This window comes from Thiocapsa sp., from assembly GCF_035467215.1.
GTDB lineage: Bacteria > Pseudomonadota > Gammaproteobacteria > Chromatiales > Chromatiaceae > Thiocapsa.
In genome coordinates this window covers 1-21471 of sequence record NZ_DATITZ010000062.1, presented here as the reverse complement: position 1 = coordinate 21471, position 21471 = coordinate 1, and the positions used below count along the sequence as shown (strand labels likewise).

Annotated in this window: 23 protein-coding genes; 5 read left to right on the top strand and 18 right to left on the bottom strand. The window is 65.0% G+C overall.

All coding sequences use genetic code 11. The features are described 5' to 3' along the window. The first annotated feature begins 113 nt into the window (after positions 1-113). Positions 114-1415, top strand: coding sequence for a hypothetical protein (locus tag VLR48_RS03165; RefSeq protein ID WP_325290390.1), 1302 nt, complete (start codon positions 114-116; stop codon positions 1413-1415). Positions 1416-1547: 132 nt separating this feature from the next. Here the strand turns inward: VLR48_RS03165 and VLR48_RS03160 are convergent, their stop codons facing one another. Further along, entirely contained in the window at positions 1548-2189 is a 642-nt protein-coding gene (locus tag VLR48_RS03160) for a TusE/DsrC/DsvC family sulfur relay protein (RefSeq protein WP_325290389.1), read from the bottom strand. Positions 2190-2391: 202 nt separating this feature from the next. On the opposite strand from VLR48_RS03160, the gene VLR48_RS03155 reads away from it, so the two are divergent. The 4 genes from VLR48_RS03155 (at position 2392) to VLR48_RS03140 (ending at position 5249) form a co-directional block, all read left to right on the top strand. Then, positions 2392-3348 (top strand): LysR family transcriptional regulator, encoded by a 957-nt coding sequence (locus VLR48_RS03155; RefSeq protein ID WP_325290388.1) that lies wholly within the window; start codon positions 2392-2394, stop codon positions 3346-3348. A 233-nt stretch (positions 3349-3581) separates the two neighbouring features. After that, positions 3582-4016 carry a hemerythrin domain-containing protein gene (locus VLR48_RS03150; protein WP_325290387.1) on the top strand — a complete coding sequence of 145 codons (435 nt, stop codon included), beginning with the start codon at positions 3582-3584 and terminating at the stop codon, positions 4014-4016. 226 nt (positions 4017-4242) lie between these two features. After that, a complete protein-coding gene (locus VLR48_RS03145) occupies positions 4243-4653 on the top strand; it encodes a hypothetical protein (protein ID WP_325290386.1) in 411 nt (136 codons plus the stop codon). Continuing rightward, entirely contained in the window at positions 4650-5249 is a 600-nt protein-coding gene (locus VLR48_RS03140; protein WP_325290385.1) for an SCO family protein, read from the top strand. The genes VLR48_RS03145 and VLR48_RS03140 overlap by 4 nt, the downstream gene beginning before the upstream one ends. 154 nt (positions 5250-5403) lie before the next feature. Here the strand turns inward: VLR48_RS03140 and VLR48_RS03135 are convergent, their stop codons facing one another. From VLR48_RS03135 to VLR48_RS03055, 17 genes are all read right to left on the bottom strand, one after another. Continuing rightward, entirely contained in the window at positions 5404-6120 is a 717-nt protein-coding gene (locus VLR48_RS03135; protein ID WP_325290384.1) for a Uma2 family endonuclease, read from the bottom strand. A gap of 88 nt (positions 6121-6208) precedes the next feature. Next, on the bottom strand, positions 6209-6685 hold the full coding sequence (locus VLR48_RS03130) for a hypothetical protein (protein ID WP_325290383.1): 477 nt from the start codon (positions 6683-6685) through the stop codon (positions 6209-6211). Continuing rightward, positions 6682-7074, bottom strand: coding sequence for a DUF4160 domain-containing protein (locus tag VLR48_RS03125; RefSeq protein ID WP_325290382.1), 393 nt, complete (start codon positions 7072-7074; stop codon positions 6682-6684). The genes VLR48_RS03130 and VLR48_RS03125 overlap by 4 nt, the downstream gene beginning before the upstream one ends. A 47-nt stretch (positions 7075-7121) precedes the next feature. After that, positions 7122-9044 carry a nitric oxide reductase activation protein NorD gene (locus VLR48_RS03120; RefSeq protein WP_325290381.1) on the bottom strand — a complete coding sequence of 641 codons (1923 nt, stop codon included), beginning with the start codon at positions 9042-9044 and terminating at the stop codon, positions 7122-7124. A 261-nt stretch (positions 9045-9305) separates the two neighbouring features. After that, positions 9306-10319: a 4Fe-4S binding protein gene (locus tag VLR48_RS03115; protein WP_325290380.1), complete on the bottom strand. Its 1014-nt coding sequence runs from the start codon at positions 10317-10319 to the stop codon at positions 9306-9308. Continuing rightward, a complete protein-coding gene (locus VLR48_RS03110; RefSeq protein ID WP_325290379.1) occupies positions 10312-10725 on the bottom strand; it encodes a hypothetical protein in 414 nt (137 codons plus the stop codon). The genes VLR48_RS03115 and VLR48_RS03110 overlap by 8 nt, the downstream gene beginning before the upstream one ends. A 199-nt stretch (positions 10726-10924) precedes the next feature. Continuing rightward, positions 10925-11803 carry a CbbQ/NirQ/NorQ/GpvN family protein gene (locus VLR48_RS03105; protein WP_325290378.1) on the bottom strand — a complete coding sequence of 293 codons (879 nt, stop codon included), beginning with the start codon at positions 11801-11803 and terminating at the stop codon, positions 10925-10927. A 6-nt stretch (positions 11804-11809) separates the two neighbouring features. Continuing rightward, positions 11810-12091, bottom strand: coding sequence for a cytochrome C oxidase subunit IV family protein (locus VLR48_RS03100; RefSeq protein WP_325290377.1), 282 nt, complete (start codon positions 12089-12091; stop codon positions 11810-11812). A gap of 8 nt (positions 12092-12099) precedes the next feature. Then, entirely contained in the window at positions 12100-12684 is a 585-nt protein-coding gene (locus VLR48_RS03095; protein WP_325290376.1) for a cytochrome c oxidase subunit 3 family protein, read from the bottom strand. A gap of 465 nt (positions 12685-13149) precedes the next feature. Beyond that, positions 13150-14799: a cytochrome D1 domain-containing protein gene (locus VLR48_RS03090; RefSeq protein WP_414718572.1), complete on the bottom strand. Its 1650-nt coding sequence runs from the start codon at positions 14797-14799 to the stop codon at positions 13150-13152. A 17-nt stretch (positions 14800-14816) separates the two neighbouring features. Further along, positions 14817-16046: a heme d1 biosynthesis radical SAM protein NirJ gene (gene nirJ, locus VLR48_RS03085; protein ID WP_325290374.1), complete on the bottom strand. Its 1230-nt coding sequence runs from the start codon at positions 16044-16046 to the stop codon at positions 14817-14819. A 42-nt stretch (positions 16047-16088) separates the two neighbouring features. After that, entirely contained in the window at positions 16089-17075 is a 987-nt protein-coding gene (locus VLR48_RS03080; protein WP_325290373.1) for a hypothetical protein, read from the bottom strand. Beyond that, entirely contained in the window at positions 17072-17620 is a 549-nt protein-coding gene (locus tag VLR48_RS03075; RefSeq protein WP_325290372.1) for an AsnC family transcriptional regulator, read from the bottom strand. The genes VLR48_RS03080 and VLR48_RS03075 overlap by 4 nt, the downstream gene beginning before the upstream one ends. Positions 17621-17646: 26 nt before the next feature. Continuing rightward, complete coding sequence (locus VLR48_RS03070; protein ID WP_325290371.1) at positions 17647-18171, bottom strand: AsnC family transcriptional regulator; 525 nt, start codon at positions 18169-18171, stop codon at positions 17647-17649. Next, positions 18168-19358 carry a cytochrome D1 domain-containing protein gene (locus VLR48_RS03065; RefSeq protein WP_325290370.1) on the bottom strand — a complete coding sequence of 397 codons (1191 nt, stop codon included), beginning with the start codon at positions 19356-19358 and terminating at the stop codon, positions 18168-18170. The genes VLR48_RS03070 and VLR48_RS03065 overlap by 4 nt, the downstream gene beginning before the upstream one ends. Positions 19359-19387: 29 nt before the next feature. Continuing rightward, positions 19388-19738, bottom strand: coding sequence for a cytochrome c (locus tag VLR48_RS03060; protein WP_325290369.1), 351 nt, complete (start codon positions 19736-19738; stop codon positions 19388-19390). Positions 19739-19944: 206 nt separating this feature from the next. Continuing rightward, the coding region (locus VLR48_RS03055) for a cytochrome D1 domain-containing protein (RefSeq protein WP_325290368.1) at positions 19945-21471 on the bottom strand (1527 nt) is incomplete at its 5' end.

The window sequence follows — 21471 nt, the reverse complement described above, 5'->3', positions numbered from 1 at the left end:
AAAGATCAATTGATTCATTTTTTTGAACCGCGTCGCGCCGATCGCCCGGTTGTCCGCAACGCTGAACCCAAACGACAAAACAACCTCACGCACTCCAAACGCGGTTCAAAAAAATGATGGGCACCGGCGGACTTTCTCTCGACCAGGCCCCGCCGATCGACATCCCCGCGCGCTTCTTCCTGACCGCGCCGCTGTTTGCGATCGCCGCCGGGCTGCTCTTGGCCTGGCAGGGACCCAACCTCTTGGTCTCGCGTTGGATGCCCGGCGCACTCGCCGCAACCCACCTGATCGCCATCGGCTATCTCGGTCTGATCATGTGCGGCGCGCTCCTTCAGATGTTGCCCGTCGTCGCCGGCGCGCCGGTGCCTGCGGTGCGCCTGGTCGGCACGGCGACACATCTCTTGCTTGCGATCGGTGCGGCCGGACTGGCTTGGGGGCTGGCGGGAGGCGAACCGACACTGATCTGGATCGGCGCCGGCGCCGCGGCGATGGGATTTCTGGTCTTCGTCGTCCCGGTCGCCATCGCCCTGGTACGTGCGCGCGGCGCACCGGGGACCTTGCTGGCGCTGCGCACGGCCGCCCTGGCCCTCGCGGTCACGGTCGCCTTGGGGCTGTTGCTGGTCGCCGTTCTCCAGGGGTGGATCCGAGTCTCGGAGCACACCCGTTGGGTCGATACGCATGCCGCTTGGGGGTTGATGGGCTGGGTCGGGCTGCTGGTGGTCGGCGTGGCGATTCAGGTTCTGCCCATGTTCTACGTCACCCCGGCCTACCCGGCGCCGATGCGGCGCTGGTTTGCACCGGCCGTCCTGATCGGGATCGGCGCGGCGAGCCTTGCCTGGATCATGGGTGCCGGTCTCGTCGGGCAGGCCGTCTTCGGCACGATCGCACTCGGTTTCGTCGGCTTTGCCTTCATCACCTTGCGCTTGATCAGCCGTCGCGAGCGACCGAGACTCGACCCGACATTGCTGCACTGGTGGGCAGCGATGCTGAGCCTCTGCGGCGCTGCGCTTGCTTGGGCCTTCGCAGCACCGCCGACCCTGATCGGCGTGCTCCTGCTGGTGGGGGTAGGCGTCGGACTACCGGCCGGTATGCTTTTTAAGATCCTGCCGTTTTTGACCTGGTTTCACCTACAGCATCGTCAACTCGCGAGCGGACGATTCGACTTGCGCATCCCGCATATGGGTAGCCTGCTGTCGACGCGGTGGGCTCGGATTCAGTTCGGCTTGCACCTTTTGGCCTTGGCGCTGCTTGCAGGCAGCCCGTGGATTCCGGTGCTGGCCCGCCCGGCGGGCATCGCGCTCGCGCTGTCCTCGTCGGTGTTGCTCGTGTTGCTGGTCGGCGTCGCGCGCACCTATCGGCGGTTCGCCGCCCTGCTTCAGCTGGCGCCATCGGCAGTAACGCGGCCCTGGGTATGACCGCCATCAGCCGTAGGTTGGGCAAAGCGCAGCATGCCCAACCCGCGCCGGCATCACAGGGAACCGTTGGGCACGCTGCGCTTTACCCAACTACCCAGTCATGGTGATCTCGAATCGGTCCTTACCCGCCGCTCAATGCTCGCCCTTGGTGCGCAGCAGGCCGGCAAGGCGGTTGCCTTGCTTCTGCGGACCGCCGCGCGGAAAGAGGCGATGCAGGTAGCGGTTGCTCCCCTTCTCGTCCCCCCAGACCTTGCGGAAGTGGGCGATCATGTCGCGCACCGTCGCCTGGGTGCCGCGCTTGACATAACTCGTTCTCAGGAAGCGGATGATCTCCCAGTGCTCGGCGTTCAGCTCCAGCCCGTCGTCCGCAGCCAAGGCGCGGGCAAACTCCTCCGACCAATCCGACGGATCCACGAGGTAGCCTTCGCTGTCGGTGAAGATCGCGCGGTCACCGACCTGGATGCTGCGCGTAGTCATGCTCGGGTAGGCGTTGCTGCCGGAGGGAAACTCGCCCGGCAGGCCCTTCGAGTCATGCTCGGATTGGGTGATCGACCACAGCTCGATCGGGATCTCGCCGTCGAGGCGGCCGTCGAAACGCTCCACACCGGACACCAGCACCTTGCCGCTGGTCGGCGGCAGGTCGAAGTGCGCAACGCCCGCGCGGTCGGTGAAGACGGGCGCCGTCTCGGAGCCGTCCGCGTCCAGCTTGAGGACCACGGGCGTGCGTTTCAGCGGCTCGTTCGTCACCTTCATGGACACCCTTACGTCAATCATCGTCTCGTCTCCGGCTTCATCGATATTTTGTCTATATCACCAAATTAGCCTCTACTTGAATCCGACACAAACGAATCCTTTTGGCGGTAGATATCGGTTTTCTCGATACCAAAGGACCTAAGCCGCGTTTGCTCCGGCCCGGATGGATTGATACAAAGGCGGAACAAGATGACACGAGCGCATACCATGCGGAACGCGGTTTATGGACATTGACCAGGTCAGAACCTTCTTGGCGGTCGCCGCGCACGGGAGCTTCCAAGAGGCGGCCAACCGCGTGCACGTGACTCAATCCACCGTCAGCGCGCGCATTCAGGGTCTCGAGCATTATTTAAACGCTCGGTTGTTCGTGCGCAACCGCTCGGGCGCGACGCTCACCCCCGCGGGTCGGCGCTTTCTTCGACATGCGAAGACGCTGGTGTTGACGCTTGAGCAGGCTCGCCACGACGTGGGCCTGCCGAGCCGCTTTCGCGCCAGCATCACGATCGGCGCGCGTATTGCCCTTTGGGACGGATTCCTGCCGCTCTGGGCCGGACGGATGCGCGAGCAGGCACCGGATGTCTCGATCAGCAGCGAGATCGGTTTCGAAGACGACCTGATGCGGCGCATCGTCGAAGGCACGCTGGACCTCGCCTTGATGTACACGCCGCAGCACAGCGCCGGCCTTCAGGTCGAGCACTTGTTCGACGAGACACTGGTCCTGGTGACCAGCGATCCGCAGCGAACGGAGCTCGACGACGGCTATGTCTACGTGAACTGGGGGCCGACCTTCTATGCCCAGCACAGCAAGGTCTACCCGAATCTCGAGCGGCCTGCGCAGATGGCGAACATCGGCTGGCTCGGTCTGCAGCTGATCTTATCCAACGGCGGAACCTGCTTCGTCCCCGAACGTATCGCCGCATCTTACGTGCGCGCGGGCTGTCTGCACGTCGCACCCGAAAGCCCGCGGTTTCTGTTGCCGGCGTATGTGGTCTATCCCTTGGAGAGCGAGTCGCCCGTGCTCGATGCCGCGCTGTCGACCCTGCACGCCGTCGTCGCGGATCGATCGCCTACCGACGGCGGCACGTCTACGGAATGCACGCCGGAGCCGATCGCCGGGTTCGGACACCCGCTGGAGCAGCTCCATGCGCCCGGCCTGTCTCCCGAAATCAAGCGGCCGTGACCGATCGAGGCGAGCTTGCGGAGCGAATCAGATCGGCCTGCCTGCAGGCCGCGTCGGCGGCCTATGAGCAAGCCGGCATCAGCGGTTTGTGCGGCGAGGGCCGTTGGGAGCTCGCAGTCCAGGCGATCAAAGTGCTCGATTTAACTCCTTTGCTCGAAACCACGACGTCCGAAACCCCGACATCCGAAACAGGGGTACCGGAATCACCGAAACCAGACACGAAGAGGCGATCCATGCAACGCATCGAACCCTTGCGACGCCTGTCGAGCGAGCATCACAGCGGCCTGGTCATTGCCCGGCGAGCCCGTGAGCTGGCGGGGAAAGCACCCGATGCTCGGGCGGCCGCTTGGGCCGACCTGCGGCAACGCTTCGCCGATGAGCTCGAGCCTCATTTCAAGCTCGAAGAGCGCGGACTGTTGCCGGCGCTGCAGGCGGCCGGGGAAGGCTTGCTGGTGGAGCGCACCTTGACCGAGCATCTGAGGATGCGCGCCATGATCGATGCGGGCGGTCCGGAAAACCTCGCCCCATTCGCCGAGGCGCTGGCGGATCACATCCGGTTCGAGGAGAAGGAGTTGTTTGAGACGGCCCAACGCGTCCTGGGGGCCGAGGCACTGGAGCGCATTCAAGCGCTTCACGATCGCGAGGCCGCGCGGGTCTGCCGGACTTGATCTCCGTCAAGGGATTGGAATGCCCTTGATCTATGCTGAAAAACGAGCTTGGCTTAAACCGCGCCAACTCCAGCGGTCGTCAAGTCTGCCGGCGCCGATCCCATCCACAAACATCGCATACCGCTCCGGGCGCGGTTTAGATCCGGATGATCAGAACAGAGAGATCGTCGGCGACCCGAGCGCATCCGCGCAGACACCGACACCGCCAAAGCATTGGAGGCCCCGCATGAGATTACCGATTCTGACCGCTCTGTTGCTGGTGTCGACGGGGCTCGCCTTAGCCGATCCGACCCATTCGGCCGAGTCGACCGAGATCGGTTTCGCCGAGGTCCGGACGTTGGGAACGCTCAACGGCCAAGCACTGGCCTGTCGGCAGTTCGATGCGTCCAGCGAGGCGAAGGCGCTGATGATCGGCTACGCGCCCAAGACCCGTCGCTACGGAACCCTCTTCGAAACGGCGACAAACGCCGCCTTCCTCGCGACGACCAAAGACAGCGCGTCCTGCCCGACCGAGGCCGACCTGAGGGCGCGACTGGCGGAATCGGCGGCAGCGCTGAAGGCGGTGTTCCCCGACCAAACGAACCCTGAACCGTCCGGGCCGGAACCGTCCTTGTCGACCGACGAGACCGGCTCATGAAAGTCCCGATTCCCGCACTCCTCCTGGCCGCAGGCTTGGCGACGGGATCGGTCGGCGCCGCCGCGATCCCCGATGACGAGGAGACCCCGCCGAGCGGGCGCTATCTCCTGATGGACGCCAACGGACGAGCCGTCACCAATGCAGACTTCCCGGGCCAATTCCAGCTCCTCGCCTTCGGCTACACCTACTGCCCCGACATCTGCCCGACCACGCTGGTCGAGGCCACGGCGATCCTGAAGCAGTTGGGCGATCGCGCATCACGCGTCCAGCCGATCTTCATCACGGTCGATCCGCAGCTCGATACCCCGGAGGTGCTGGCGACCTATACCGCCTACTTCCACCCGCGCATCATCGGCCTCACCGGCTCGGCGTCGCTCATCGCGCGCGCCGCCCAGAACTTCAACGCCCGTTACGAGAAGGTCACCGAGCCAGGCGCACCGGCCGATCGCTACCACGTCGACCACAGCGCCGGCATGTATCTCCTCGGCCCCGACGGCAGCTATATCCGTAAGTTCGGTTACTCGACACCGGCCGCCGAGATCGCCGAACGGATCGAGATGCTCCTGGACGAGACACCGACCGCGCGCGTGCAGTGATGGGGATGCGGCATCTGCGCGCGCGATAACGCGGGCGAAGCCTAGCAACCGTTCAACAACACGTGATCCACCTTAGCCCCTCTCCCCTCGCGGGAGAGGGGTTGGGGAGAGAGGGAGAATGAACCGGAATGGCTAGGTTTTTCTGAACTGAGACCTATCCTCGCACACGCTGCTCCAACTCGGCGAGTCGCGCCTCCAACGCCCGGCGCTGTCTGGACTCCTCCTCGGCACGCGCCTCGGCGTCCTGTCTTGCCTGCTCGGCCGCCTGCCGAGCGAGCTCCGATTCCGCATGGCTGCGCAGCGGCTCGCCGGTGGCGGGGTCATGGAAGCGCAGTTGTCCCTCGTCCAACCGCAGATCCAGGCCGAGCACGGCGCTGTGCATCAGCAGATCGGTACCCGATCGCTCCTGGACGGGCAGCGGCCAATAATTGCGCTCGATAAGCTGCAAACCCTGCAAGCGCGGTTCCAGATAGTCCCCGGTCGGGTCGTACTGCCAGTATTCCTTCACGCCGAGCAAGGCGTAGACGCCGCGTTTGGCGCCCTGATCCTCCGAATAAGTGCTTTTGGACGTGATCTCGAGCACGAAGTCGGGTGCTTTGGGTTCCTGCCACAGCTTGTAGGAGGCGCGATCGTGCGACGGCGCACCCATCACCACGAAGACGTCGGGCGCCACGACGGCCTTGGGGTTGCCCTGCTCGTAGTAGACGAACATATTTCCCGACACATAGACATCCGCGCGGTCGCGGAAATAAATCCGCAGCGACTCGACCGCGTAGATCAGCGGCTCGCGTTGAAAATCGCTTTCGGCCATGGGTTGCCCGTCGGAGTCCGGATAATCGACGACATCGGCGGGATAGAGAACACTCGACATGGGATCAATCCTCTTTGCCGGTTTTTTGATTCTCTGGCCTGAGTATAACTCTTTGATCAAATTGGATTGAATGTCCCGTGCCAAGCGGTCAAATCGAATCGCCGACATGCATCGGCAGACTCCTATTTTGCGGTCGCACCGCTTCCCATCCCAGGCAGGCCAGCCAAATCGAGCGGGGGATGGGTTTTTCGCCGTCACGGTAGTAGATCAACATCCGCCGCGAGATCCCCAGCGCCTCGGCCCCCTCCTCGAGAGTCAGTCCGTTGTCGTGCAGCCAGGACCAGATACGCTCATGACCGATACCGCCGGCCTGCTCCACCGCAAGATGCCTCAGATTATCCGATCCCAGGTCGAGCTCGTCCTCGATCCAGTCCACCGAGCGGCCGGCAAAGCCAGGCGTCGCAAGGACGAATAGCTCTTCATCCTTGATGGGCGCGAGGAAGGCACTCGTCTGGATGCGCTCGCTCAGGTCGACCTCGAACGTCTTTCCATCGGCATAGGTCAGGCGTAAGCGATAGCTCGGCAGCGGTTCCACAGCCGTTAACACGAAGTGATCTTTGCTCATCGCTGCAACTCCTCGAAGGTGTCAGCCAGCATGTTCCGATTCGCTTCGGCCCAGGCCAATACGTTGGCGATCTCGCGGGCGACCACCTTGCCGTGGACTATCTTGATGTCTGCGATCGTCACCAAAGCCTCGCGGCCATCGTTCATCACAACGTGGAAATGCGGCGGCGGATGATCATTGGCGTTGATGCGCACCCGACACTGAGCAAAGCGTTCGATCACTGGCATGAGGTGATAGTAGTGCAACCATTGCATCGCCACAAACACCGATTCCGACGCGAGACCGCATTCGGGCCTGATGTCATGCGGATCCGGGGCGATCTGTCCTCCTAAACTGAGTCCGGAGCGAGATGCTAACTTTCGAGTGAGTTCGACGTTTGGCGCATCCACGGCCCTTAGCGGGGAACGCGGTTTAAAATTCTATATTTTTTAATATCTTAAACCGCGCCAGCTCCAGCGGCCGCCAAGTCTGCCGAGACCGATCCCATCCAAGAACATCGCATACCGCGCTGGGCGCGGTTTAAGCCGTCAGCCGCGCATACAGAACCGGGAGCTGCGCAGGAAGCTCGGTGGGTCGGCGGATGACGACATAGCCGCCGGTGCCGAAGAGGTGGGGGGAGATAGTCGTTTCCGCGCTCGTCGATGGTGACGCAGAAGCAGGTCAGGCCGAGGGCACGGGCTTCCTGGACGGCGCGGCGGGTGTCTTCGATCCCGTAGCGGCCTTCGTAGCGGTCGAGGTCGTTGGGTTTGCCGTCGGAGAGGATCAGCAGGAGACGGCGGCCGCCCGGTTGGGCGGCGAGCAGGCGAGTCGAATAGCGAATGGCAGCGCCCATGCGGGTGTAATAGCCGGGCTTAATGGCGGCGATGCGCCCGCGCACGGCGGCGCCGTGCGGCTCGTCGAAGTCCTTCAGGCTGTGGATTCGCACTGGGTCGCGACGACGCGACGAGAAACCGAGCATGCCGAAGCGATCGCCGGTCGTGGCCAGGCTCTCGGCGAAGAGAAAGAGACTGTCGCGGATGACATCGATGACGCGTGCGCGGTCGTCGACCCAGGTATCGGTCGAGAGCGACAGATCCGAGAGCAGCAGACACACCAGATCACGCGCCCCTTTGCGCATGTCGCGATAGAGTCCGTCGCCGTGGGTGCCGGCACCGGCATGACGATCGGTGGCAAAACGCAGATAGGCGTCCAGATCGATCTCTTGTCCATCGGACTGACCGCGCTGCCACACCCGCGCCGGGGCGAGGGCCTGGAACTGGTGACGCAGCCGATGGGCCGTGCGGCGCAGGTGCTCGGGCAGCTCGCAGGGTGTGGCGTCCGCGGCGATCAGCGGGACCACGCGACACTGATTCGGGCGAAGCGTGCCCTTTCTCCAGTCCCACTCGGGCAAGAGGAGCCCCTCCGAGAGGACCAGGTCGTCCTCGGACTCGGCCGGCAGATCCAGATCGAATTTCAGACGCGCGCCGGATGCCTGACGGTCACGCGCGACCGAGATGCGATCCAGATCGGCGGCGGCGGTGCGGGCGCGCTCGAGATCGTCCTCCTCGTCGGTCCCGCGGTCGACCTGGACATGCTCGCCCCAGGTCAGGATGTTTTCCATTCGGATCGTGATCAGCCCCTGGTCCTTCTCCGGCATGGCGACCCGCTCGGCACGTCGCCGACGGCGCTCGCCGAGCGACTCGACGGCGGCATCGCGATCGATGTCCTGCGACTCGCCGCCGGAGGGATCGGACCAGGCGCCCGCAGGGAGCTCGGGATCGGGATGCAGCCAGAGCACGACCGGATACGGCGGACGGCGCGCTGTCGGGAGACGCGCAACACTGCCGGGATCCTCCAGCGCAAGACGGATGGCCTCTTCGCGCGCACGCTCGTCCGCCGGCAGGGCACGCGGATCCGGGCGCAGGTCGAGATGGGCATCGAGCAGCCGCCGGTAGCGCGGGCGCAGGCCCGGAAACCGCGAGAGCGTTCGGCGAGCCTGGTCCTGACTCTCGACGAGCCAATCTCGGGTCGGGCCTGTCTGCTGGGCCGCGAGCGCGGCGAGCCAGATGTAGAGATCTCGATTGAGCGCCCGCTCCGGGAAGAGGTCGATCCGGGCGGGCAGACGCAAGGAGCGCTCGTCGCGCCAGGCCAACTCGACCTTGTCGTCAAGCCCGGCGAGGCGTTGCAGGAACCCGCGACGGGCGCCGTGCGCGCTCGCCTCCGCCGCTTCGACCTGGAGTCCGCCGTCGCCGCCCAGCGCACGGAAGAAGATCCCGATGGGGACGGCCACCTCCTCGAGCGTCACCGCCGCGAGGGGGTGGCGCCGCTCCGAGAGACGGGTGATGGCGCGATGCCAGAGTGCTCCGACTTGTTCTTCCATCGATGGGCGGACGACCGTTGCGTTGACGTATAACAACTCGACGAAAAAAGACCTTTGCCGCAGTTGTTGCTTTCGTTGTCGTTGTCGTCTTCGATCATGATCGCGACAACGACAACGACAACGATTCGGAATCGTAGGTCGGGTTAGCGCAGCGTAACCCGACATTCGGCGTCTCGGCAGACCGGCGGCGGCGTCGGGTTACGGCGCGCGGCAAGCCATGGAGCCTAAGGCCACTGTCGTGCCACGCGCGCCTAACCCGACCTACGCCTGTCGACAGGTTCCGGGCAGCATGGCGTCTTCGCTTGGAGCCGAGGACGTCGGGGCCGGGCGTCCGGTGACGACCGGCAACGCCTCCGCACCTTCGACCCAGCGCAGCAGGCTCTGCTGCGGGTCGCCGTGCTGGACCTGTGTGCAGGCCGAGATGCATTCGGCGCACTCGGTACAGGTGAACATCTTGCGCTTGATCGTGCGCGGCTTCAGACGCATCGGACAGGCATGGTCGCAGGCGTTGTCGCAATCGGCGCAGGCGGCGGCGCGGCGGGTGTCGAAGCCGACCACCATCGCCCGATCGTTGGCCATCCAGGCGAGGCTCTGGAACAGACCGACCGCGCAGACATAGCGGCAGAAGAAATGGCGCGCGAGCAGGAACTCGACCGTGAACGCGATGGTGGCCGCCGTCAGGAAGATGCTCTGGTTGCGGGTCAGGGTGCCGTTGAGCAGGTTGTGGTAGATCTCGAAGGGCGGCAGGAGATAGGTGAGCAGGGCCAGCGCCCAGAGGAAGGCGAAGCCGACCACGGCGAGCAGGGTCGGGATCCAGTACCAGCGGTTCCAGTAAGGTTCGGATCCGGCCTTTTTGGGGCTCGTCTCCGCAGGAATCGGACCGCGCAGCGGCGGCGGCAGGGTGCGTCGCTCCCAGATGCTGGGTTTGCCGGAGGCGCGGCGCATCAGCGCGTTGATCGTCTCGACGACGGAGAAATGCGGGCACAGCCAACCGCAGTAGAGACGCCCGTAGCGCCAGGCAATGAACAAGAAGAGCGCGGCGCCGCCGAAGATGGGCAGAAAGCCGCGCACGAAGAGGTTGAGCGTCGCATCGCCGATGCCGCTGCGACCGGCGAGGAAGTCCTCGATCCCGAGCGTCCAGTGCTGCCCGAACAGGATCGCGTGGCCGAGCGTCAGATCGATCCGAAAGAGATCGAGCGGCGGCGCCAGCAGGAAGAGCGCAAAGAAACCGACCTGAAACCAGGCACGCCGCTGTTGCAGCCGCGTTCTAGACATAGCGTTTTGCCTGAGGACACCCGCCCGGAAGCGGCGGTCCGACCAGGGGATAGCGCCAGCAGTATCCAGCCAACGCCTTGGTCAGGCCGAAGACACCGAGCAGGACCAGCGTGGTGTGACAGACGATGAAATAGAGGATCACCAGCGTCCAGACGTACATGGCTCCGGCACCGGCGATCGCCATGACTGCGGAGATCACGATGATCAGAAGCAATCCGGCCCAGAGACTCGCGCGGACGGTTTGATCCAGATGTGCAGCCGCCAGCGGTGCGCGACCCTCCCGCCCCCAAAACGCGAGCACCAGCAGCAACAGGAAAGCGATCCCGGGCAGGATCAGCAGGTTGGCGAGATACAGCGACTCGGCGGCGATGGCGATCCGCTGACCTTCAGGCCGGGTATTTTTCATGAGGCTTCAACCTAAGCCGCGCACAGCGCGGCATGCGATGTTCTTGGATGGGATCGGCCTCGGCAGACTTGACTACCGTTGGAGCGGGCGCGGTTTAATGTATTAAAAAATATCATTTTAAACCGCGTCCCCGCTAAGGGCCGTGGATGCACGAAACGTCGAGCTCACTCGAAAATGAGCATCTCGCTCTGGACGCGGTTTAAACGAGTGTCGCATCGATCACCTCCGCGAGTGCCGCGATGGTCTCGGCATCGTCGGTCAAGGGCTCGACCAGCGCGGCGAGACAGGCATCGCGTGGGTCCATGCCGGCCTGGATCAGGGTCGCTGCATAGACGAGCAATCGCGTCGAGACGCCTTCCTCCAGATCGTGGTCCTTGAGTGCGCGCAGCGAGCCGGCAATCCGCACCAACAGCTCGGCCCATGCGCTCTCGATCCCGGTCTCTCCGATCAGGATCGCGACCTCCAGGCGTGGCTCGGGAAAGCCGAGCGTGACGGCAACGAAGCGCTGACGGGTGCTCGGTTTCATCCCCTTGAGCAGGTTCTGGTAACCGGGATTATAGGAGACGACCAGCATGAATCCGGGCGGCGCCTGCAGGGTCTCGCCGGTGCGTTCCAACGGCAGGATACGTCGATCGTCGGTCAGCGGATGCAGCACCACCGTGGTGTCCTTGCGCGCCTCCACCACCTCGTCGAGATAGCAGATGGCGCCCTCGCGCACCGCACGCGTGAGCGGACCATCGCTCCAGAAGGTCCCCTCGGCGCCGATCAGATGGCGGCCCACCAGGTCCGCCGCGGTCAGGTCGTCATGACAGGCGACGGTGTAGAGCGAGCGCTCCAAGCGCTCGGCCATATAGCGCACGAAGCGGGTCTTACCGCACCCCGTCGGCCCCTTGATCATCACCGGCAGGCGATTGTGGAAGGCGTATTCGAAGAGCGCGACCTCGCGGCCTTGCGGCTTGTAAAAGATCGACTCGCGCTGGGTCCCGCGCTGGGTGTCGGCGGACGCCTGCGCCGCGTGACCGGCCATCGCGCCTGTGTTCGGAATCGAGATCGGACGAACGGCGTGTCTGGATGTCATCTGTGCTCAGCCGGCTAGTGTGAAGGCGATGGTGATCAGTGTTCCCGGGATCAACAGCCACAGGAGAATCACGAAGCGCCAGGGTCCGCGTACACCCTTCAGACCCATGAAGAAATCGCCGATGAGCTGACCCTTGATCAAGGCGAAGCCGAGCACGAGCAGCGACAAGAACAGGGCACGGTTTCCCGAGAGCAGATCAAAATAGCCGACGGCGAAGGTCACCACCGTCAGCACGACGAGCAGCAGATAGACCCGTGTGCAGGGACGTATCGCGGTTTGCGTGTTCATGGCGGTGTTCATCGCATCACATAGACCAAGGGGAAAAGGATCAGCCACACCAGATCGACCATATGCCAATAAACACCGCCGGTCTCCATGCCGGTATGCTCGCTCGCGGAATAAGCACCTTGGTGCGTCTTCAGCGCCACCGCCGCCAGGATGACCATACCGAGCACCACATGCAGAAAATGGAAGAAGGTCAAGGAGAGATAAAACATATAGAAGGTGTTGCTGCTCAGCCGCACGCCTTCGCCGAAATGGTGGACATACTCCGCCGATTTGACGACCAGAAACAGGGCGCCCATGGCCAGTGCGGCGAGCAGCCAACGTACGCTCGTTTTGCGTTGATCCTCGCGGATTGCGGCAATGGCGCGCACCACGAAATAGCTGCTGGTGATCAGAGCGAGTGTGTTGATCAGCGCCGCACCCTTGTCGAGCGTGGCCTGGTATTCATTGAACATCGCCACGTCGCCCATGCGCGCGAAGGCATAGGAGGCGAAAAAGATGGCGAAGACCGCCAGCTCGGCGAGGATGAAGATCCAAATCGCCAAATCACCCGGCGGGTAACGGACGGGCGGCGCTGCCGTGAGCGTTGCGGACATCGAGGACTCCAAGTCGGTGCGGGCGTCGGCGGCCCTTGCTTGGCTTGCATCCTAGATGGGCTGTCGGATATCGGCTTTGATCGACATCAAATCGGGTTGCGGCCTGAGTCGGCCTCCGGACGCGGTTATCGGGGCCGACGTGGACGTCTGTCCTCGGGGCGAGCACTCAACAACCACCGCTAAACCGCGCCCGGCGCGGTATGCGATGTTTTGGGATGGGATCGGCCCCGGCAGACTTAACAACCGCTGGAGTCGGCGCGGTTTAAGATATTAAAAAATATATTATTTTTAACCGCGTCCCCGATAAGGGCCGTGGATGCACCAAACGCCGAGCTCACTCGAAAGTTAGCATCTCGCTCTGGACGCGGTTTAAAGCCGATAGGTCTGCGTCACGGACTGAGCATCCGGATACGCATCGACTCGACGACGCGTCTGAAGCTCCACCTTGAATTCCGACGCCGTGCCTCAGTGACTGGTCCCCGTCGACCCGCTGATCTTGTTGTAGACGTTGTATTTGCCCGACGGCTTGTTCATCGGCAGGCGTTTGATCTCCTCCAACGTGGCCGCGTCGTAGATGACAAGTGCCCCGTTCGGGGCCGGCTCCGAGACACTGACCAGGGCGTATTTCCCGTAGCGATCGAACTCCACATGCGCGGCGGTCAGGCCGGGCGAGGGGCGTAGCGTCTTGACGATCTCGAGCGTGCCCTTGTCGATCACATGCAGGGCATCCCGGTGCGGACCGAAGAAGACGTCCACCCAGGCGTAGGGCGACGCCTCGTGGCTACGCATGAAGAATCCGGGGCCGAGCGTCTCGATACGCGCGATGGTGTGCCAGTCGGTCATGTCGATGACGCTGACGCGCGACTCCTTCAGGTGCGGCGTGGCCAGCACCGGCCGGCCCTGATACTCCCAGGTAATGCCGGAACCCAGATGGGGCATGCCGGCGAGGTCGAGGTCGGCGATCTTTCGGCGTGCGTCCAGATGCACCACCTGGCCTTGATCGGCATCGCGAGCGGCGCCGAGCACCAGCCGATAACTCGGATCGAAGAAGAAATCGTCGAGATAGTCGGCCAGCAGGGTCCGTTGCACCGGGAAGCGGCCGGTCTGGCGGGCGGTGCCCTCGCCGAGCCGATAGTCGTGCATCGGCCCGTTGTAGACCGGCAGCGGGTCATCGGCCAGCTTGATCTCCCAGATCTCGGGGATGTCCTTGAGTGCGACGACAAAGCTGCTGCGCGGCGGGGCCGCATAGACGGCGCTGACGCGCGAGCCGCGGCCGGAGTCGTCGACCACCGGGATCACTTTCAACGGGGTGAGATCATCGGCGCTCAAAATGACCAAGGAGTGGGGGAGATAGTTGGCCACCGCCACATAGCGACCATCGCCCGAGAGGGCCAGATTACGGGTGTTGATGCCGGCCCGGATCTCGGCGACCGACTGCAGGCTGTGGAGATCGAACTTGCTGATCCAGCCGTTGCGCGAGGCGAAGTAGACGAAGCGCCCATCCGGCGTGAACTTGGGTCCGCCGTGCAGTGCCGGGTGTGTCTGGAACCGATGGATCGGCTCGAGCCGATCGCCGTCGAGGATGGTGGCGTGATGATCGCCCAGCTCCACGACCACGAACAGGTTCAGCGGATCGGCGCCGTGAACGGGCTCCGCCGGCAGGTCGGCTGGATCGAGCAGGCGTCGGTGGCTGGCGAGGATGCGCTTGAGCGGCCAGGTCGGTGTCTGCTCCAACGGCGTGAGGATCAGACCGGCGAGCGCATCCGCCATCGCAGGATCCAGCACACCTGAGAAGCCCGGCATCTGGGTCGCGGGCCGACCCGCGAGGATGGTCGCGCGCGCATCCTCCGGGGTGAGTCGGCCGAGCGTTTCCGGGATGAGCGCCGGCCCCATGCCCCCAAGTCGGTCCGCGCCGTGACATTGGGCGCAGACGCTTGCGTAGATGCCTCCGGCGTCCGGGGTCGAAGGCTGAGGCGATTCGGAGGCGGGTAACGGCGCAGGCGTCTCTGCGTCGCCGGCTTGTGCGGGCTGAGCCGCTGCCAATGAGAGCGCCAGAGCCAGGCCGAGGCCGAGCCGGACCCAGACCCGGATTAAAGGCCGAGTGATCCTCGACACAGTGACGGATCGGGATGTCATGCCGCGTTCCTCGCGATGTCTCGAACGCCGGTCCATGCGGGTTGCAGGCCCGGGGCCTCGCCGAAGGTCTCCGCGATCTCCGCGTCGGTCAGATAGCAGCCGGGGTCCTCGCTCCAGGGATCGCCGGTGAGACGCCAGGCGCGCGTGCGGCTGTTGCCTGCGCAGATGTCGAGATGGCTGCAGGTGGCGCAGCGGCCTTTGAGCGGGCGCGGGTGCTGCTTGAGTCCGTCCATCAAGGGGTCCGAGCGATCGTCCCAGATGGCGCCGAAGCTGCGCTCCTTGACGTTGCCGAGGCTGTAGTCCCACCACATGGTGTCCGGATGCACCCGGCCTTCGTTGTCGATGTTGGCGATATTCACGCCCGAGGCATTGCCGCCCCAGCGACGCAGCATGGCGCGCAGCCGCGGCAGCGCCTCGGGCAGCCGGCGGGCAGCCCAGTGCAGCAGGTAGACCGCGTCGGCATCATTGTTGCCGGTCACGATCTCGCGCCGCCGTCCGGCGCACACATCCGCCCAGCAGGTCTCGAACAAGAGATCCATCGCCTCGCGGGTCAGCCGGTGGTGCGGGTCGTCCCCGCGGTTGCGATAACCGCGCCCCGCGTAGTTGAGGTGCGAGAGATAAAATTTGTCGATGTCTTCCTCGTCCATCAGACGCAGCAGCGAAGGCAGCTCGGCGGCGTTGTCGCGTGTCAGGGTGAAGCGCAGACCCACCTTCAAGCCGGCCGCGCGACAGTCGCGCAGTCCCTGCAGTGCGGCCGCGAAGGCCCCCTCCCGCCGGCGGATGCGGTCGTGGGTCTCGCTCAGACCGTCGAGACTGATCCCGACATAGTCAAAGCCGGTCGCGGCGATCTGCGCGAGGTGCGCCGCGTCGATGAGCGTGCCGTTGCTCGACAGACCGACGTAGAAACCAAGCGCCTTGGCGCGGCGGGCGATGGCGAAGATGTCCGGATGCAGCAGCGGCTCCCCGCCCGAGAGGATGAGCACGCGCACGCCGTAGGCGTGCAGGTCGTCCATCACGCGGTCGATCTCGGCGCGGTCGAGCTCGCCCGGAAAGTCCTTGTCGGCCGAGGTGGCGTAACAATGGCGACAGGTCAGGTTGCAGCGTCTGACCAGATTCCAGATAACGACCGGGCCGGTTTGGCCGGCCGATGCCGGCGGCGGCGCGGGCCGAGTCTCGGCGTCCTGATCCGGGCGCAGTGCGTGAAGATAGCGGCTCAGACGAAACATGGTCTCGGGATCCGGTCGATCACTTGGGGTTGACGGGTCGGCCTAGCCTGCCCAACGCAGACCGGTCTTCTTGAGCACGGCGGTGCTGAAGAGCGTGGCGTGGGCGCGGCTGTCCGCGCCGATCTCATCGACGAGGCGGGACACCCGGGCCTCGACCTCCTCGCGCCCCCGGCCATGCACCATCGCAAAGAGGTTATAGGGCCAGAGCGGCGGATGCCGGGGACGCCGGTAACAATGGGTCACCTCCTCGCGCGCGCCGAGCCGGTGTCCGACCTGCTCGACGCGATGGTCCGGGACATCCCAAACGGTCATGCCGTTGCCGCGCAGGCCGAGCTTATAGTGGTTGGGCACTGCGCCGATGCGCCGGACGGCGCCGCTCGCGAGCAGCTCCGCGAGCCGTACGAGCAGGGTCGGCTGATCGGCGCCGATCTCCTCGGCGATGGCCGCATAGGGCTCGGGGACCAAGGGCAGGCCGGCCTGGGTGGCGGCGACAATGGCGCGATCGAGCCTGTCCGGCGGCCGCGCCGGGGCGAATGGTCGCGGCTCGACCCGTCGGATCCCGACCGCACCCTCGGCATCGAGATGCAGGTTGAACCCCAGATGGAAGGACTCGAGCTTCGGGAAGTCGTGCACCGGCAAGCCGGTCTCGCGCTCGATGGTCCGGATGGCGTCATCCCGCGCCGCCGCCCCCTCGGTGGCGAGCACGAACCACATGTTGAGCGGATGCTCGCGCCGGTAGTTGTGCGCGACCTCCTCGAGGGCGTTGACCTGCTCGGCGACGCGCGCGAAATCGGCCTCGGGCACCGCCAGCGCGGCCAGCGTGAAACAGCCGCCGAGCCGCTCGGCATCGAACAGAGGACCGAATCGGCTCAACCAACCCTCGTCGCACAGTCGCCGGATACTCTGGATCAGGGTGGTCTCGTTCGTGCCGAGCTCGGCCGCGACGCCGTGGAAAGGACGCTCGACCAACGGGAAACCACCCTGAAACCGGTTGATGAAGGCGCGCTGCAGCGGGTCGAGTCCGCTCATGCCGGTACCTCCATCCGGGCGCGGGCCGCCGGACGCCGGGCCGGAGCCCGTGTCGCCGACGGCCGCTCGCCGTAAGATGCGCCGCGCTGCTTGAAACAGCGCAGGCTGAACAGGACCGCCGAGTCGATCTCGGCGAGTCCGCATTGCTGTTTGATCTCGTCGACCTGCGCGAGCACGGTCGCACGGTCGCGGCCGTGGATCATCGTAAACAATGTGTAGGGCCACTCCGGAGGGCGCGCAGGGCGGCGATAGCTAAGCGTCACGCAGGGGAAGCGCCCCAGACAGCGCCCGACCTCGGCGACACGCGCCTCCGGCAGTGCCCAGACCACCATGGCGTTCGACCCGTAGCCGAGCGCGCGGTGTCGCACCACCACGCCGAGACGCTTGATGGTGTCCTCGGCAAGCAGCCGCCCGATCCGCGCGATCACCTCGGACTCGTCGAGCCCAAGCGTCTCGGCCACCATGGCATAGGGCCGGGGGCAGAGCGGCAGCCCCTGCTGGATGACGGCGAGGAGATCCCGATCGATCTCCGAGCGACGGCTCAAAGGGCTTGGAAGGCTGTCCGGGCGATTCATGTCCATTGCAGTCTGAACCCAAGGTCGATGTGGTATTCCTCGAGCATCGGCAGATCCATGACCGGAATCCCGGTGCGCGACGCGATCTCCTCGAGCACGGCGCGCAGTCGATCCGCGTCCGGCGCGGTCAGCACGAACCAGAGATTGAACACGTGCTCGCGCTCGTAGTTGTGATTGACCTCGGGATAACCGCTGACCACGGCGGCGACCGCCTCCAGACGCTCGGGGGCGACACGCATCGCGGCCAGGGTGCTCACGCCCGCGCGACCCGGGCGCACCACCGGCCCGACCCGGCTGACGATGCCGGCCCGGCTCAGAGACTCGAGCCGTGCGATCACCTCGGCCTCGCTGATCCCGAGCTGCTCGGCGATCTCGCGATAAGGCCGCGGCGTGAGCGGGAAGCCCTGCTGGAAATCATCGAGCAGCCGCCGGTCGAGCGCGTCGAGCACGGGCGGGCGCATCGAATCCGACGCCTGCGGAGGCAAGGGCGCGTGCGACGGGCCGTTCGGCTGCCTGCTCATAGTCCGATCCGGTGCGCGCGGGCGCTCAGAAAGATCCCGCTCGGCTTGTCCGCCGGGATGGTGGCCACGGGGGCAAGGGTCGCGGTGTCGTAGACCTGCACCTGGTCGCGATCGCGCACCGAGACCCAGACCTCTTCTCCGCGCGGCTCGAACTCCATGTGCAGCACGCCGGGACCGGGCTCGAGGGACTGCACGACGGCATCCGTCTCGGTGTCGATGACCTGGACGATATGGTTGTGCGGCAGCGCGAAGTTGACCCACACCTGTCGCCCGTCCGGCCGGGCCATGACGAACACCGGCTGACCGGCGACCGGGATCTGCCCGACCTGCTGCCAGGTCTCCAGATCCACGACGAGCACCGCGTGGTGACCGACCGCAGGGATGAAGGCCCGGCGACCGGCGACGGCCCAACCTTCCAGATGCGGCATCTTGTAGACGGGGAGCGCTTCCTCGCCACGGCCGTAGCCGCCGAGGATGCGCCGCGCGCCGGCCTGCGGATGCCAAAGATCGAGCATGGCGAGCCCGTCCTCGCCGAACAGCCCGGCGATGTAATACCGCCCGTCCGGGGTCAGCAAGGCATCGTAGGGGTTGGTGCCGATGTCGGTGAACCGCTGAATCGCGGGTTCGGAGGGATCGCTCAGGTCGGCGATCCAGATCTCGCCGGCGTCCCAAAGGCTGAAGACGAAGCGCTGACCGGGGGCGTCGACTAGGCCGATCACCTTCGAGCGCGCGCTCTCCTCGCCGTAGGTCGCCGGGATCTCGGCGACCGGCGCCAGTGTGGCGGCGTCGAAGATGCGCACGCCGCCCGGCTCGTAGTTGGCCACGGCCACCAGGCGGCCGTCCTGCGAGATGGCCCCGCCGATACTGTTGCCGGCCTGCTCCACACGTCCGACCAGACTGGCCGTCAGGAGGTCGACCTTGGAGAGTCCGCCGTCGCGCCCGAAGACGAAGGCGTAGCGCCCGTCGCGCGAGAAGACGACCGATGCATGCGACAAATCGCCCAGATCGGTGACGCGGCCGATCGCACGATTGCCGCTGGTCTCGATGATCTGCACCGAGCCGGCCGCACGTTCGATAACCACGCCCAGATCCCCGGTACCGCGCTCCGCGGCGCCCGCCGGCAGGCTCGGCGCCAAGCTCAGCACCGGCACAAGCACCAGTACAGCGAGCATCGCGGGCCAGCGCATCGGCGGCTTCCGACCTGTCCACAAGGCGATCATGGCACATCTCCCTTGAGTGTCGGCGCCAGCCAGGCCGCATCCGCAGGCGAGAGCAGCGGATGCCATGGCGGCATGGCGGTCCCCGTCTGACCATGCAGAATGACGGAGGCCAGGTATTCAACCGGCTTGTTCGCCAGCGTTTCCGACAACAGCGGCGGACCCAACCCGCCCAACAGCTTGAGTCCGTGACAGGAGCCGCAGTCCTGCACCAGCAGATACCGCAACTGTGCTTGCCGCTCTGGCGTCGGCGGATCGACGCCATCGACCGTGCTCGGATCGGCAGCCAAACCGCCCGAGAAGACAGCAAGCAGCAAGAGGGTCTTCGCAAGGGTCAGTAAACGAGCCATGCTCCTGCCTCCATCGGACCGAGCTCCGCGCTTCGGCCGGGCGCGATTCGCTCCGAGCCGGGACGTGCCTCGTCGACGTCGGCGCAGCGCCGACGAGGATAAGAATTAGAGGCTCGAACCGCGTCGCGGCAAGGGCACGTTGGTCGGCCCGAAGCCGATCTAAAACACCCGACCCTCGGATCCCTCCGAACGCGGTTCGACCCGGCTCAGTAGACGTCGTGCACGGTGTTGTGAACGTTGAACTTGCCGGTCGGCGTCACGATCCGCGGATCGTTGATGACCTTCTTCAAGCTGAGCGTCTTGTCGTCCAACACAACCAATGCCGATGACTGGTCCTGGTTGTTCCAGACCGAGAACCAAACCTCGTCGCCGGCCTGATTGAACTCGGGCTGCACCACCCGCTTCGGGCCTTCGCCGAGATCCGCCCATTCCGCGATCGGCAACACCTTGTAAGGCGCGCTCAGGTCGTCGATGTCGAAGACCGCGATGCTCTGCGCCAGCTTTTCGACCGAGTTCAACGCGGTGTCGACATAGAGATGGCGCGAGTTGGGATGGGTCTTGATGAACAGCGAACCCCCGCCCTGGCCTTGCAGCGTGCGCACCACCTTCCAGGCCGAGTCCGGGTGTCCTTTCGGATCGGTCCCGATTAGGCTGACGGAGGCGTCGCCGAGATGGCTGGTTGCCCACACCGGTCCGAACTCGGGATCGACGAAGTTCGCACCGCGCCCCGGATGCGGAATGGCGCCGATATCGACGATGGCGGCAAGCCGCTGATCCTCCGAGTCGACGACAACGACCTTGTTTGATTTGTTCGCGGCGGTCATGAAGTAACGCCGTGAGGCGTCCCAGCCGCCGTCGTGCAGGAAGGGCGCGGCTCCAATCTCGGTGATCTTGAGGTTGGCGAGGTCCTCGTAGTTCACCAGCAGCACTTTGCCGGTTTCCTTGACGTTGACGATGAACTCGGGGTGCGCATGCGAGGCCACGATGGCGGCCACGCGCGGCTCCGGGTGGTATTCCTGCGTGTCGACCGTCATGCCGCGGGTCGAGACGATCTTGAGCGGCTCGAGGGTATCGCCGTCCATGATGACGAACTGCGGCGGCCAGTAGGTCCCGGCGATCGCGAACTTGTCTTCCGAGCCCTTGTGCTTGGAGGTCTCCACCGAGCGGGCCTCGAGCCCGACCTTGATCTCGGCGACGGTGGCCGGGTTTTCCATCCAGAGGTCGATCAGGTTGACCCGGGCATCACGCCCGATCACGAACAGATAGCGCCCGGAGGCCGAAAGGCGCGAGATGTGGACCGCATAACCGGTGGGGATGGTGGAAACGATCTCCTTGGTATCGCCGTCGATCAAGGCGATCTTGCCGGCGTCGCGAAGCGTGACCGAGAACAGATTGCTCAGATTGAGGTTGTTCATCTGTTTGGTGGGGCGCTGTTCCGGCGGCACGAGCAACTGCCAGGTCGCCTTCATCTCGGCGACGCCGAATTCGGGGGGCTGCGGCGGCTCATGCTGCAGATAGCGCGCCATCAGGTCGATCTGCTCGGCGGTCAGGTTGCCCGAGGTGCCCCAGTTCGGCATCCCGGCCGGCGAGCCGTAGGTGATCATCGCGCCGAGGTAAGGGGTTCCGAGCTGCCGGGTGATGTCCGTGGTAAGCCATGCGATTACCCATATCTTCGCTAGCCCCGATGCCCCGACGCCTGGACACAGCCCGCCCGAGCTGTTGAAATGCCGCCC

Excerpts from the sequence above, each read along its gene's own strand:
- VLR48_RS03100 (WP_325290377.1), bottom strand. The coding sequence starts at position 12,091 with ATGAACACGCAAACCGCGATACGTCCCTGCACACGGGTCTATCTGCTG.
- VLR48_RS03145 (WP_325290386.1), top strand. The coding sequence starts at position 4,243 with ATGAGATTACCGATTCTGACCGCTCTGTTGCTGGTGTCGACGGGGCTC.
- VLR48_RS03130 (WP_325290383.1), bottom strand. The coding sequence starts at position 6,685 with ATGAGCAAAGATCACTTCGTGTTAACGGCTGTGGAACCGCTGCCGAGC.
- VLR48_RS03105 (WP_325290378.1), bottom strand. The coding sequence starts at position 11,803 with ATGACATCCAGACACGCCGTTCGTCCGATCTCGATTCCGAACACAGGC.
- VLR48_RS03140 (WP_325290385.1), top strand. The coding sequence starts at position 4,650 with ATGAAAGTCCCGATTCCCGCACTCCTCCTGGCCGCAGGCTTGGCGACG.
- VLR48_RS03135 (WP_325290384.1), bottom strand. The coding sequence starts at position 6,120 with ATGTCGAGTGTTCTCTATCCCGCCGATGTCGTCGATTATCCGGACTCC.
- nirJ (WP_325290374.1), bottom strand. The coding sequence starts at position 16,046 with ATGTTTCGTCTGAGCCGCTATCTTCACGCACTGCGCCCGGATCAGGAC.
- VLR48_RS03070 (WP_325290371.1), bottom strand. The coding sequence starts at position 18,171 with ATGAGCAGGCAGCCGAACGGCCCGTCGCACGCGCCCTTGCCTCCGCAG.
- VLR48_RS03115 (WP_325290380.1), bottom strand. The coding sequence starts at position 10,319 with ATGTCTAGAACGCGGCTGCAACAGCGGCGTGCCTGGTTTCAGGTCGGT.
- VLR48_RS03165 (WP_325290390.1), top strand. The coding sequence starts at position 114 with ATGATGGGCACCGGCGGACTTTCTCTCGACCAGGCCCCGCCGATCGAC.
- VLR48_RS03150 (WP_325290387.1), top strand. The coding sequence starts at position 3,582 with ATGCAACGCATCGAACCCTTGCGACGCCTGTCGAGCGAGCATCACAGC.
- VLR48_RS03155 (WP_325290388.1), top strand. The coding sequence starts at position 2,392 with ATGGACATTGACCAGGTCAGAACCTTCTTGGCGGTCGCCGCGCACGGG.
- VLR48_RS03095 (WP_325290376.1), bottom strand. The coding sequence starts at position 12,684 with ATGTCCGCAACGCTCACGGCAGCGCCGCCCGTCCGTTACCCGCCGGGT.
- VLR48_RS03160 (WP_325290389.1), bottom strand. The coding sequence starts at position 2,189 with ATGATTGACGTAAGGGTGTCCATGAAGGTGACGAACGAGCCGCTGAAA.
- VLR48_RS03110 (WP_325290379.1), bottom strand. The coding sequence starts at position 10,725 with ATGAAAAATACCCGGCCTGAAGGTCAGCGGATCGCCATCGCCGCCGAG.
- VLR48_RS03060 (WP_325290369.1), bottom strand. The coding sequence starts at position 19,738 with ATGGCTCGTTTACTGACCCTTGCGAAGACCCTCTTGCTGCTTGCTGTC.
- VLR48_RS03080 (WP_325290373.1), bottom strand. The coding sequence starts at position 17,075 with ATGAGCGGACTCGACCCGCTGCAGCGCGCCTTCATCAACCGGTTTCAG.
- VLR48_RS03065 (WP_325290370.1), bottom strand. The coding sequence starts at position 19,358 with ATGCGCTGGCCCGCGATGCTCGCTGTACTGGTGCTTGTGCCGGTGCTG.
- VLR48_RS03120 (WP_325290381.1), bottom strand. The coding sequence starts at position 9,044 with ATGGAAGAACAAGTCGGAGCACTCTGGCATCGCGCCATCACCCGTCTC.